The following is a 13,632-nucleotide window of genomic DNA, read 5'->3' as shown; positions in this document are numbered from 1 at the left end:
CCTCTTCTTTTACAATACCCAAATGATCACTAATATAATCTACCCTTGATTCGGCGGTTTCATTGGTGGTCTGCTTTCTGCTTTTACTTGAAAATAGTTTCTTTATAATACGTACGCCGTGCTCTTTTTGTTTTTCTTCAAATTTTTCAGAAGTGTTTATTTTATCAATGGCATCTTGGGCAGTTTTAGATAAAATACTATTAGCAAACACCCTGGGCATATTTTGTCCACGTTTAAGATATCCGGCATCTTCAAGAGCAGCAATTGCAGTAGTTACGCGTGTTTCTATTTCTACAACATTATCATCCCAACCGGCTTTTCGGGCGATTTCTAACGCAGAATTAGATACCTTAGAACGAAATCTTGTAATATCTTTTATAGCTTTCCATACCTGCTGTATCTCTTTTATGGAAAGTTTGGTCTGGTTAAGCAAAATAAAGTGCTTGCTAAGGTCTTCCTCATTAAACAACATGAAACAATCGGCCGAAATATTTTCATCCCTGCCCGCACGTCCTGCTTCCTGTACATAGTTTTCAAGAGAATCCGAAATTTCATAATGTATTACCAGGCCTACATCTTTTTTATCTACTCCCATACCAAAAGCAGATGTGGCTACCATAATTTGCGTTTCACCATTTAAAAAAGAATCCTGGTTCTCTGTTTTCTCCTGTTTATCCATTTTGCCGTGGTAGGGCCTGGCATTAAAACCGTCTTTTGCTAAACGTTCGGCAAGCAGATATGCTTTCCTGGTTCGGGAAACATAGATAATGGCCGGACAGTTTTTTTCTTCAATTAAATCTCTGGCTGTTAAATATTTTTCTTCTTCATTTTCCTTTTCAAAAACCTTGTATTGAAGATTAGTCCTCGATGCTTTTGAGGTGAAAACTTCAAGATCCAGCGCTAACTTTTCGCTAAAATAATCTCGGATATCCTCAATTACCTTTTGTTTGGCCGTTGCGGTAAAGCACGATACCGGTATACCATCCTCTAGGTTTTTCTTTTCCTGAATTAGTTTTATAAAATCCCCGATGTATAGATAGTCGACCCTGAAATCTTGTCCCCATGATGAAAAACAGTGCGCTTCATCAATTACAAAACGGACAACTTTCCGCCCTAAAATTAGCTTTTCGATAGTCTTTGAGCGAAGCGACTCAGGAGAAATGTATAAAATAGAAGCAGAACCATCTTCAATCCTCTCAAATGATTTGGCTCTTTCAATAGGATCTAATAGTCCGTTAATGGTAACGGCTTCAGTTATTCCGTTCTTTTCAAGGTTGTCAACTTGGTCTTTCATTAGCGACTGAAGCGGAGAAATTACAATAGTCAATCCTTTTGAATTTTCAGCGCTCATAAGTGCCGGAACCTGAAATGTAATTGATTTTCCACCACCTGTTGGAAAAACAGCCAGTACCGACTTGTTATTTACAGCTGCCTTTACAGCTTTTTCCTGAAGCGGTTCGCCACCATAAGTCCGGTATGAATCGAAACCAAAGAATCTTTTTAATCCTTTGTATATGTCAAGGGCATTATTACAGTAATTACAACCGGTTATACAAGGTTTACTTCGTAACCATAGCATTATGCGCTCTACCTCAGGGAAGTTCTTTAGAACCCATGGGGGTGTAATGGAGTGAACCGTTTTATGGGTTATAAATGAATTAATCAATGCCAGGCAATAGGCCAACTCAATAGGATGTTCAGCTATCATTTTGGTTAGATTTGCATCTTCACAAATTTCTTTACTAAACTTTAATCTAACCAGAGCTTCGGTATTAGGGTTGATACTCCTGTAATTTACAAACTTAAAAAATGCACCAAACTCCTTTGTGGAATTTAAGAGAAGGTAAAAGATTTCTTTAAGGGGTTCATCCGCTTGCCAAAAAGCGGCAACCTCACTATAGAATAAATCTCGTGCCTTAATAGAATCGTTTAATGGATTATTTGTGTCTTCCGTCTGAAGTTTATCATCCTTCAATAACGCATGGTAAGGCTTTGTGGGAAATAGTAAGGGAGATAGGTATAGAGTATCAATTATGTTTTGAGGGCTAATACCAACATCGTAAATTGCTTTACCTATATATTTTATATCATGATTTAAAATGTTATGCCCGCACACATAATCGTCACCTTGAAGGAATTGGATAAAATCTCCTAAAGATGCTTTATGGAATTGACTACCGTTTTCTTTAATTGCACCTATATCAAGGATCTTACCTTTGTTTGGTTCAATTTCGGTGTCAATAAATGTAATTAAACGGGTATTATTTTGTTCATCTATTAGCATTAGAATCAATAAAATTGCGGTTTGGTTTATCTAGCTTGGCTATAAATTCACAAATATTTAATAGCGAGTATGATAGGATGCTAATTTAACATTTAATTCGTAAAAATTAAAAATATGTTTTTTGAATCAAATTATGGCAATTGATAAGCCTTACTCCAAAATCTTAGGATGAAGTCTCTTTTTAAGATTCAAAGTACCCAAATAGTAGAAAACCCGAATCCATTATACAGGCAGAATATTGAAACCGGACTTCGCTACAGTCTGAATGCCTTCTGGCACATGATCCAAAATCCTGTTTACTGTGGAAGAATATTCATTCCGGCAATGGATGGCAGTTCTGCATGAAAAGAAATCATGAAGCTCTTATATCCGACGAGATATTTAACCTTGTACAGTCAAGACTTAAAAACCGAAAGAAAGTCAATACAACTCAAAAGGAAAATCTGCTCTTAGTTTTAAGAGCGTTTCTGCATTATCCTACATCAAAAAGAATATGAAAGAGTTAAAATTTATATATTTACTATTCAATAAAATTTTAATTGTTTTTCTGTAAAGGTGACAGAATTTGTTTCAAAACTAAAAGCGATTAGAATTATTTTTTAACAACTAATATTCTTTAATATATGTGGGCAGATAATGAAACCTCTGATGATTTACTCGGTTTTAAAGTTCATGCAGATTTAATTGTAGATGTAATCAATGATAATGATGTACTACCTGTAACGATTGGCGTTTTCGGAGATTGGGGAAGTGGAAAATCTAGCATACTTAAAATAGTAGAAAAGGAGCTAATCGGAGATGGTGAAGATGGATTTAATGACGGTACTCTAGTTTTGTATTTTAATGGTTGGGTTTTCGAAGGTTATGATGATGCAAAAGCTGCTTTATTAGAATCAATTATTGAAAAATTTGCGAAACATAAAAAATTAGGCTCAAAAGTTAAGGATGAAACCATAAAACTTTTAAAGTCTGTTAAATGGATGCGTTTAATGGGGTTAGGTTTTAAAAAAATTGCGGTCCCTGCTGCAACAGCATATCTTACAGGAGGAGTTTCATTAATACCATATTTATTAAATGAGTTTTCAAAAATAGAGCCTACAGAATTAGCTAATAAGTTAAAAGGCGATGAAGCAGAAAATTTTTTGAGCAGTATCATCAAAAAAAATGAAGATGATGAAATTACCATGGTTCGTGAGTTCAGAGACGATTTCAAAAAAATGCTTGATAAATCCAAGATAGAAAAGCTTGTTGTGATTATTGATGATTTAGATCGTTGTACTCCTGATAGATTAATAGAAAACCTAGAAGCTATTAAACTCTTTTTAAATGTTGATAAGACTGCTTTCGTTATTGGAGCTGACCCAAGAATTGTAAGACATGCAATAGAGCTACGTTACAAAACAGATGGTATTGAAAACTCTCCCGATATAGAAAGCCGAAATGAGAGGATTGTTAGTGATTATTTAGAGAAATTAATACAGGTTCCTTACTATCTGCCTAAATTAACTGATAATGAAGTGGAAACCTATTTATCATTATTGTTCTGTCAAAAAGAGCTTGGTAGCGATTTCAATAAAGTCTTAGATGCTTTTTATTTATCAAGAGAGAATAATAGATACGGCGTATTTGGTTTAGGAGATATGGAATCAATTTTAGAATCTAATGAAAAGGATAAGCTGACAAAGAGTGTATCAATTATAGCTTCCTTAGCACCTATTATAACTGAAGGCTTAAAGGGAAATCCTCGACAAATTAAAAGATTTTTAAACACCTATTCATTAAGGGATAGGCTTGTCAGAGTTGCTAAAATATCAGATTTTAAAATGGATATTTTAGCTAAGTTAATGGTACTCGAATATTCATCACAAAGTTTATTTAGGCAAATTTATGAATGGCAGTCATCTCAAAAAGGAGAACCAGCAGAAATTATTGATTTAGAACTTTTAGTAAGTGAGAATAAAGTAAAAGAAATTAAAGATAAATATACTTCTGCATGGGGTACGGATAAAGTTTTAAGATGGTTAAATTCAGAACCGAAACTAACAAATGTAGATTTACGTGATTACTATTGGATAACCAGAGATCAATTAACAACTTCGATTAGTGGCAGCTCATTAATATCACCACATATTAGGTCATTAATCAAAAAACTAATTGAACCAGTTTCTGGTACTGCTTTAACAAGAACTGTTACTAATGAAATTAAGGACAAATTAAGTGAAGGAGATTATGAGACACTGATATCGTTACTCGAAAAAGAACTTACCAAAGCACCTGAAAAAACAGAAATACATCAGGCCTTTATTGAGTTGATTGCTGGAAATTGTCCTAACATTATTGAAGCTTACAAAAGAACTATCAAAAAGGTTGATAATAATAAGATTCCATTTAATTTACACAATGACTATAAGCTAGTCGAATCAAGAAATCCTGAGATTAAAACATTATATAAGATTTTCACAAAGGAAAGTCAGATTTATAAAGCAATAAATAATGATAAATAATGGGTACTACACAAAGAATTAATCCAGGAGTAACTAATCAACCCAATTGGGGGGATTTATCAAATTCAATTACTCAAATAGCTAAAACTTTAGAACAGGAAAAAAAACTTGATGATGAAGGAGCTAAAGATAATGAAAAGGATAAAAACGAGGATGAAAAGGATGATAGCAAAAAAACCGTAGTCAGTGATAACTCTAAACAGTATAAAAAAATATTAGATAGGAGAACTGAACATGTTAGATCGGTATTTAAAAATCTGGTAAAAACAGGTGGTGGTCGCAAAGCTATAGCATCTGGTAAATCGTCTTCTATCGGTAAGGCGGGATTAAAATCTGCTGGCAAACTTACTGGATTTTTTACAAGTGTAGCAAACAATGGTCTTGATAAAGCCTTAACCGAAATTGGTTTTGGTTCACTTCAAGGTAAATCGTTTAATGATGTAATTGACTATTTATTAATTTATTGTTCAGACTCCAACCAAGGAATGGATGAGACTGCAGCTAATAAAGCTTCATGTGAAATCATGAAAGAAATTGCAGCTCAATCGGATAACGATGTTAAAAAATACCAGGATTTAATAAAGGAATTGGTTGATGGTCAAGGGTTAGCGGACACGTTATGCAAATTTTGGGGACTTTACATTTTCGAACATTTATCACAACGTTTTGAAGAAAAAATACAACAGCAAAAAGGAGAGGAAGTCAGCAAAGAAACTTTTAAAATTATAAAAGATGACATATTAGGTCGTGTAAAAGTTTTAAATACACAAAGAGCTGTATCAAAAATAGATTGGAATAAAGCTGAAGGGAAAAAAGAAATTGAGAAAATATTTGATTCCATAATTAAAATCATCTGCAATGAAAAAAATTAATGTTGAAATTCCTAAGTATGATTTGAAAAGTGGAATTCTAAATATAAAACTTACAGAAGATAAAGGAGACTCTTCTACTGTTAGTGTTGATTATAAAACATTATTGCCATTTGCCATTTCTGTGAATTCAGAAATTAGAGATTTCTTCTTTATAACGTGCTCAGTTTATGGGATTGATCGGTTTGTAAATCGAAAACAACATTCAGTTGATGGTTGGTCAAGAGAGCTAAATATATCATTTCCTGTTTCAGAAATTAAGGTTTGGAATAATGTCAAGAATGATTTGGAAGAACTTTTTTCTTTTTTGACAGGGGATTATTGGAATATTGATTTTTATAAATCTGATTTTACAAATCCGGAGTTTCCATTATCGCTTGATTTTGATGAAAAATATAAGCAATTAAATCTTTTTTCTGGAGGCTTAGATTCTTTGATAGGAGCAGTTGATTTTTTAAGCACACACCCTAAAGATAAAATCCTTTTAGCATCGCACTATGACCCTCAAATGAAAGGTCCTTTAAGTGACCAAAATGTTTTGTTAGAAAAATTAAAAGATAAATATACAGGGCTCTTTGAACATGTGCCTTCTATTAAAGTAACTTTATCTCAGACAACCACAAAACGCGAAACGACCTTCAGAAGCCGTTCAATTTTATTTATTGGTATTGCTCTTTTAGTTTCCCAAGGCAAAGAAGTTAATGAAATTATTGTACCTGAAAATGGTTCGGTATCTCTAAATTATCCTTTGAGTCCTTCAAGGCGAACTTCTTGTAGTACTAGAACCACCCATTCATTTGTATTAGACAAAACCAATTTGGTTTTAAAGAAACTAAATATTATAAGTAACATTTCTAACCCTTATGAATTTATGACAAAAGGTGAAATGGTAGATAATTGTAAAGACTTAAAATTTTTAAAACAGATAATTGGATTTTCAAATTCATGTGGAAAAAGAGGACATAGAGCTCACTGGCAAAATTTGACTGCAAGTCATTGTGGTGTTTGTATGCCCTGTATTTACAGACAAGCATCATTAATTAACCAAAAAGACTCTACTAATTATGGAAATACTATTAATTCTCTAATTCCTTTTAATACAAAAAAATCACAGGATGTAGGTATATGTCTAGATTTTCTCAAAAAAAATATTACCCAAAATGATATTAAAATAGAATTAATAGTTAACGGGATAAAGAATATTAATAAATTGAATAAATATATTGATGTAGTATCGCGAACAAGAATCGAATTATCTAGATGGATTAGCAAAAATGGTAATTCATTGATAAAAACAAAATCTGGTTTATAAATGTTAGATACTCATTGTCATATAGACTTATATAAAAATCCTAAAGTCATATTAGATGTATGCGAAAATAAAGGTATTACCATTTTTTCGATGACAAATTTACCTAGTCACTTTGAGATGGGGTTTCCATTTTTTCAATCAAAAAAACATGTAAGAATAGCACTAGGGATGCACCCTCTCTATGCTGCTCTTCATGAAAATGAATTTTCAAAATTTGAATTATGTCTCTCTAAAACTTCATATATAGGTGAAATTGGATTAGACTTTTCTAAAGTGGGTATTGAAACAAAAGAGATCCAACTAGTTTCATTTAATCGAATTTTAAAGTTGGTTTTTGATAAAAAGAAAATACTTAGTATACATTCGAGAAAGGCAGAAAAGGAAGTTTTAGAATTACTAATAAAATATAAAATTCAAAATGCAATTTTTCATTGGTATTCAGGAGGGCTTAATTTAATTAGCAATATATCAGATGCAGGTTATTATTTCTCTATCAATCCTGCGATGGTAAAGTCTATATCTGGTCAAAAAATAATATCTAAAATACCAAAGGAAAATGTATTGACAGAAACTGACGGGCCTTTTATTAATAAAGGTAATGAGCCTTTATTACCTGGTGAAGTTGAAGAAGTAATTGAGTATTTATCAAAAATTTGGGATATCACTATTTACGAAGTTCAGAAAATTATTAATTTGAATTTCAGAAGATTAATAAGTAATTTGAAGTAATTTATATAAGGGAGTATCGCTGCGACTGTAAAAAAAACTGTAAAAACACATGACAATCTTGTCTTTTGTAAAGGTCTTTTCATTCTTGATATTCTTTTTTAGATAATTGAATATAAATGATTATCCTTTGACACAGTTTGATTTACATTACCAAGCTATCTTCCATATTTACAGAAAAGTGAATCTAGTGATTTTGATATTTGGGAGTCAGCTCATACAAACTTCCTTTTTATTCTCTTTGGTCTAAAAACTCTTCAAGAGTTATTGATTTAGCATAGTTAGGAACCTCATTAGTATTGCTCAACCAAGAATAATCAGCATCTATTCCTACATCAAATTTTGACGGAACAGTAATGAAAGTTAATTGTTCATATTCTTCTATTTCTAAAGGAAAGAAAGCACCACCAGGTTCTGAATGTAGAAAAAAATCGCCTTGCAAGGCACCACAATGATCACAATGATTTGCCCAATAACTACTTTCCGCCGTTTTTGAATACGCAATTTTATAATTTGGAAATAATCTATTGATTTTGTGTGCAAGTTCATTTTCGATAAATACCGCCATACTAAAGAAAGACAACCCATCCGCCCGAAACCATTTTTCACTATCATTTTCGTCAGTACCCAAATGATAAAAATTATTTGAAGCTAAGGAGATGACAGCAGTTTTGTTTGCACATTTATAGCAATCACTACTATTTAAAGCAATTGATACGGGCGATTTTATAATAACCGATACTTTTGATTTATCTATCCATTGTTGGAAATCATTAATATCCTTATGGTCAGGAATAAACCAAGTTTTTTGTTCCAAATCCCAAAAAGCGCCTTTTGATTTGGCAACATTTTTATCGTTATAGGGTACATTTATTTTTAATGACATAGTAATTTAATTTTTATTGGCTTAATCCGTTCCCTCAAATTTTTGAGAAGAATAATCATAAACATATTCAAGTAAATGTGAGGTTGGTGGTTTTCCTTCAGGTGCGTGGTACCAATGAACATTTCTATATTTTTCAGAAATAAGATGTAAATTTTTTCTTGCTCTTGAAGCTAAAACATACAAGAGTTTCTTTGAATTTTCAATACCATTATTATCATTAAAATGAGGAACATAACCGTCCAATAAGCCAAAGCCAATAACTGCATCGTATTCTTCACCTTTAGTTCCGTGTATTGTGGAAACAGTAATCCCATCTCGCTGTCTGAATACTTTTCTGAAATTTTCAATATCCCCAATATATGGATTTCCTTCATCAATCAATCTCTGAATTCTACTTTCAGAACTTGCAAAAAATGAATTGAAATGTTCATTTAACAAGGGAAAATTGGGTAGTACAATTTTTAACTTTTCACAAATCTGATTAAAGAAAATTTTTAAATAAGTTAAACCGTCTGTCTCGTTTATCTCAAAAGAATTACAAATTCTTAAAAATACTTTACTACTCACATTTGAAACATCAACTCCTGCACTATCCAGTTCATTTAATATTTCTTTACTCCACCTTAACCTTCTTACATACATAAATGGAGAAGGTTCCGTCAATGCAACTATTGAAACCTTGAACCAAAAATTATCAATATCCCGAGAAAAAGGAGCCATTCCCGGTCCGTCAAAACTGAAATCAGGAAGTCTGATGATAAGTTTTCTTGTAATGCTTGCGATATGTACCCATTGTGGAGCAGTGATGCATATTTCGTTTGGACTAATTCCGGCTGTTTCTACATTGTACAAAATTAACTGAGCTAATTCTTCAATTAAATCATCTACTGAGACAACTGAATTGAATGTAATTGTACTTGGATAATCTTTTCCATTACCAAATGCAACAATTGGAGTTTCGAAAGTTTTATAATAATCAAAATAGCTGATAATAGCCGACGATGACCTATAGTTTTTATCTAAGCTTAATGGGGTCAATTCAAATCCTAATAATTTTTCTAATTCATCTTTAGGCATTGGGTATCCTCCCAGCGAGTCGTAAATAGATTGGTTTGGGTCGCCAACAATAAGTGTTTTTGAATTGCCTTTGCTTACGCTTAATATTTTAGATATGATGTGATACTGTATTTCCTTAGTATCCTGATACTCGTCAATTAAGATAAAAGGGAATAATTTGGACAGAATATTAGCTACAACCGGTTTCGATTTGAGTATATCATAAGCGTAAAACAAAATTTGTTCAAAATCAATCTGTCGATTTTTTTCAAGGATTGCAAAATATTCCCCAATAATTTTTTGTAACGAATTATGTTTTTTTGTGTCTAGACAAGTCAAATAGAAATTATCAGTTTTGGCAAGGATGCCACAATCATAATAAGTTATTTTTTCTTCTTTATAGGATTTGCATAATTCGGTCAATATCTTTTCACTGTCAAAAGAATTGATAACCTTAAAGCCGTTCTTCAATCGTTCAGAATACAAATGATATGGTTTTAAAATCCATTCCATACAAAAAGAATGGATAGTGCCAATCCATAATTGTGTCGTATCAACGCCTAATAACTCAACACGCTCCTTTATCTCATCGGAAGCCCTATTAGTATAGGTTATGGCTATAACGAATTCCTTGTCTGATTTCAACCTGCTTAACTCATAAGCAATTTTGAAGGTAAGGGTTCTCGTTTTACCGCTTCCTGGACAAGCAATAAGAAGTACGCTATTATCTTCAAGAATTGCATCTTCCTGTTCTTTATTGATACTGTCTTTTTCCCAAATAAACATAACTACTTCAGTTTATCTATTAGGGTTAAAATTTGGTCGTCTGGCAGTACAAGGTCAAAGTCAAAAGCTAAGTCTTCCAATTTATTTGTTCCATTTCTATATTTCAAAAGCTCCGCTTTACAACTTGTAAAATCGAGGGCATTATCAGCTTCAAAATGTTTATTCATTCTATACTGGATAATGTCAGCAACAATATTTGAGGAATAGGTTTCTTTTGCAAAAAGGATAGCATCAAGAATGTAAATTGGAATTTCGGTCTTATAAGAAATATGTTTGCCAAGCATAATTGCAAACCAGCCCTTACCTTCCTGTTTTGCCATTGTAAGCACCCGCTTTCCATAAACAGCAACATCAGGATTTTCGATATCTGTCTTTGCTTGATTCCGTGTTGCTGGGTCTATATAAACATTTTTAATTAATCGTTTAACTTCCCAACCATTTCCTTCTGTAATAAAATCAACTTCGAACGTATGTTTTGCATAAAAAGCTTTTACCCACGTATTACCTGCTTCAAATGCATCTAGTTTTATTTTTCTTTCTAGCCCTTTTTGCATAGAACCAGCAACTTTCTTCTTATATTTTTTTAGGTCGTCATTGTCGCCAGCATTTTCGTTAGTATCGCAGATAGCATCATCTAAATCAGTAAGGATAGCACATTTCCTTTGTATTCTGTCATTATGGAAAAGTTGCGCAACATTTTCAAACCCTGTGCTTCTAATGTTTATCAAACTTATTCCCAACTCATCCAAGCTTATCCCAAAAACTTTCTTCACCATAATTGGTATTAGAATTTCTTCGGCATCGCCCTCTACCAACATCACACCTTTAGCAAAGAGCAAATTAGTTCTTACAGCATCCAAGTAACGTTGTACCTGATTGATGTTTTCTGCACCTAAGCCTGTAGAAGGCTGATAAACCTCTGCATAATTTAATTTTTTAGCTAAGATGTTTATGTTTTCTACATTACTGACTTCAGATATTTGGGTAGAATGGGTTGAATATATGATTTGAGTATCACCATAATCTAATTTGTCGAACAATGTTTTCTGAATGTGATTATGGATATGAGCCTCTGGCTCCTCTATAATTAAGAAATTTGCGAAAGTATCCTTTGATTTTCGATATTTAAATTCCAAAAGTTTTAAGGTCAGGAAAATAAGATTAGCACCTCCTAAGCTTAATTCGTGGATACCGCCTTCATATTCTTCTCCAGGTTCTCCAATAAATAATTTCAAGGATTGGAGCAGTTTTTCTGCTTCATCAGGAACACTGGATTTTATAGATAAGGATGAGGGAGAATAGGTAAGCCCAACAGCATCTTGAATTGTAGTTTTGATATCCTCACGGATAGTCTGTACATCTGGAAGTGCTTCAATGCTTTCATTCAAATCTTTTACTAAATCGCTGATAGGTTGGTAATCAGCATCTTTTATTTCGCCACTTTTATTTTTTAAAAGGGTGAGTAACGGATTGGTTCTGTTATTATGGAAATCACTTACAACATCTCTTAGTGCCTGTATAAAAGTAAATGAAACTTCTTTTGCAACAGATAACTGATGAGGGATTTTGGAACCAAATTTTGATGCATCAATAGCAGAAGGAAAAATGACATTTTCAAAATCACCTACAAGTTCTTTGTACACTTCAGGGTCGTTAAAATCCGCTGTGCTTTTCCCTGTAAAAAACGTTTCATAGTTATCTAAAATATTAATATCATCAAATATAGCTTGTAATCCTGCTTTGTCGCCTTCAGCTAACTCAGAAAGTTTTTGTCTGATGTCTGCTTTTGGGCGAAAAAAAAGATTGTAAGTAGCTTTTTCTACATAGTCCGCTTCGGCAATACCGGTTCCGTGTATGAATAATGATTGAATGGCTTCTTCATCATTTAGTTCGTCAAATTCAATACTGATAATAATCCAATGACCTTTCCATCTTCCTTTGTCCAAAGTCCTATTAAAATCACCTTCAGTTAGTTTATAGGCAAACTGTAGAGAAGCATCTTCCAAAAGCAGTCTGATTGCTTTAAAAACGTTGGTTTTTCCTGAACCATTTTCACCTATAACGGTGTTTATTCCTTTATTGAAATTAAAATATGCATTTGCAAAATTTCTATAATTGACAAGGCTGACTTTAGATATATACATTTAAAAATTGCGTTTTAAAATTTAGATTTTCAAAACAACTAATATAATACTTTTCTCCGTTCTAGTTGCCAATAAAAGCCAAACAATTCCTCTGACTTCCAAATTGTTATAAGGCTTTGATTTCAGAAACACCTTTGTCCTGGAAGCCCGAAAAGTGCCGGCTATTGATAACAAATTAATGTGTTTCAATTATGGAAAAACAGAGAAAAAAAGTTTTGCTGACAGCAGTAGCTACGCTGTCAGGAATTGGTACATTCGCACAGGGAAATGACACAGCCGGTATCAACGAGGCAACCCAAATAGTAAACTCTTATTTCGACCCAGCAACCGAGTTAATCCAAGACATCGCACTCAGAACGGAAGAAGTGCATATTGGCTACAAAAGATTATCACTGCAAACCTTATCCGATACAGATGATTTGCTTGGAACGGTATGAGAGGGTTAAATGTATTTTATGCATTTATAGGGGGCATAAAAAAGCCGAGATTTATAGGCCTCGGTTTTTTAAGAGTGATAGATCCAGATGATCTGGTTTTTGCGATAGTAGTAAGGTATGAGGTTTTGTCGCTTGCCGAAATTTTTGCAGAGGATAGTTGTGGTGTCTCCAATTCATCAGGAGCTCCCTGCTTATCTGCCATGCTTTGTATGGGCAATACTGCATGGCCTGCAATATCTTCCATCTCGGTTTCATACCGCCTATTCGTAAAATGTGGTTTAAAACTCATCTATTTTTCTGGTTATTAAAATTAATGAAAATCCCGCTGATTTTATTCTAAATTCAAGATTAAGGTAATTCTATTAAGTCATTTTTTTATTAACATGAATGAATAAAACGGCCTATACCATTCTTACGTATTTTATTGTAAATTTGGTCATTAGGATAGGAACAACATATTTAAAACAACGTAAACTAAAGTTTGGAAAATCATTTGGTGTATCTTCTTTACGATACCGTAAGTTAACAGCTGATATTCCAATCGATTTCGATAATCTCCAAATCACTTTCCATGTTGTTCAAACAATAGTATCGGATTGACAGCAAAAAGCTTAATCTTTTAGCATAG

At 32.9% G+C, this 13,632-nt stretch carries 12 protein-coding genes; 8 read left to right on the top strand and 4 right to left on the bottom strand.

Translation table 11 applies throughout. The features are described 5' to 3' along the window. The coding region (locus tag ABI657_RS11030; protein ID WP_348097312.1) for a RecQ family ATP-dependent DNA helicase at nt 1–2,284 on the bottom strand (2,284 nt) is incomplete at its 3' end. A gap of 168 nt (nt 2,285–2,452) precedes the next feature. Here ABI657_RS11030 and ABI657_RS11025 point away from each other — a divergent pair. The 5 genes from ABI657_RS11025 to qatD all read left to right on the top strand — a co-directional run bounded on the left by ABI657_RS11025 (nt 2,453) and on the right by qatD (nt 7,698). Beyond that, complete coding sequence (locus tag ABI657_RS11025) at nt 2,453–2,629, top strand: hypothetical protein (protein ID WP_348097311.1); 177 nt, start codon at nt 2,453–2,455, stop codon at nt 2,627–2,629. A gap of 278 nt (nt 2,630–2,907) precedes the next feature. Beyond that, nucleotides 2,908–4,788, top strand: a complete 1,881-nt coding sequence (locus tag ABI657_RS11020; RefSeq protein WP_229974916.1) for a P-loop NTPase fold protein — start codon at nt 2,908–2,910, stop codon at nt 4,786–4,788. Then, entirely contained in the window at nt 4,788–5,660 is an 873-nt protein-coding gene (locus ABI657_RS11015) for a hypothetical protein (RefSeq protein ID WP_348097310.1), read from the top strand. The genes ABI657_RS11020 and ABI657_RS11015 overlap by 1 nt, the downstream gene beginning before the upstream one ends. Next, complete coding sequence (gene qatC, locus ABI657_RS11010) at nt 5,647–6,969, top strand: Qat anti-phage system QueC-like protein QatC (RefSeq protein WP_348097309.1); 1,323 nt, start codon at nt 5,647–5,649, stop codon at nt 6,967–6,969. Before ABI657_RS11015 ends, qatC begins: the two co-directional genes overlap by 14 nt. Further along, nucleotides 6,970–7,698 carry a Qat anti-phage system TatD family nuclease QatD gene (gene qatD / locus ABI657_RS11005; RefSeq protein WP_348097308.1) on the top strand — a complete coding sequence of 243 codons (729 nt, stop codon included), beginning with the start codon at nt 6,970–6,972 and terminating at the stop codon, nt 7,696–7,698. A gap of 229 nt (nt 7,699–7,927) precedes the next feature. Here qatD and ABI657_RS11000 read toward each other — a convergent pair whose 3' ends face one another. The 3 genes from ABI657_RS11000 to ABI657_RS10990 are packed head-to-tail and all read right to left on the bottom strand — an operon-like array spanning nt 7,928 to nt 12,567. Further along, nucleotides 7,928–8,581, bottom strand: a complete 654-nt coding sequence (locus ABI657_RS11000; RefSeq protein WP_348097307.1) for a DUF5710 domain-containing protein — start codon at nt 8,579–8,581, stop codon at nt 7,928–7,930. Nucleotides 8,582–8,602: 21 nt separating this feature from the next. Continuing rightward, nucleotides 8,603–10,423: an ATP-dependent helicase gene (locus ABI657_RS10995; RefSeq protein WP_348097306.1), complete on the bottom strand. Its 1,821-nt coding sequence runs from the start codon at nt 10,421–10,423 to the stop codon at nt 8,603–8,605. Nucleotides 10,424–10,425: 2 nt separating this feature from the next. Continuing rightward, entirely contained in the window at nt 10,426–12,567 is a 2,142-nt protein-coding gene (locus ABI657_RS10990; protein WP_348097305.1) for an AAA family ATPase, read from the bottom strand. Nucleotides 12,568–12,758: 191 nt separating this feature from the next. Here ABI657_RS10990 and ABI657_RS10985 point away from each other — a divergent pair, with 191 nt between their 5' ends. The 3 genes from ABI657_RS10985 (at nt 12,759) to ABI657_RS10975 (ending at nt 13,604) form a co-directional block, all read left to right on the top strand. Further along, complete coding sequence (locus tag ABI657_RS10985) at nt 12,759–13,004, top strand: hypothetical protein (RefSeq protein WP_348097304.1); 246 nt, start codon at nt 12,759–12,761, stop codon at nt 13,002–13,004. Further along, nucleotides 13,001–13,312, top strand: a complete 312-nt coding sequence (locus ABI657_RS10980; protein ID WP_348097303.1) for a hypothetical protein — start codon at nt 13,001–13,003, stop codon at nt 13,310–13,312. Before ABI657_RS10985 ends, ABI657_RS10980 begins: the two co-directional genes overlap by 4 nt. Nucleotides 13,313–13,391: 79 nt before the next feature. Beyond that, nucleotides 13,392–13,604, top strand: a complete 213-nt coding sequence (locus ABI657_RS10975) for a hypothetical protein (RefSeq protein ID WP_348097302.1) — start codon at nt 13,392–13,394, stop codon at nt 13,602–13,604. The last annotated feature ends 28 nt before the right edge of the window (nt 13,605–13,632 follow it).

Source organism: Flavobacterium sp., from assembly GCF_039930565.1.
GTDB lineage: Bacteria > Bacteroidota > Bacteroidia > Flavobacteriales > Flavobacteriaceae > Flavobacterium.
The sequence above is the reverse complement of the archived record's forward strand: the minus strand, read 5'-3'. Positions and strand labels throughout refer to the sequence as shown.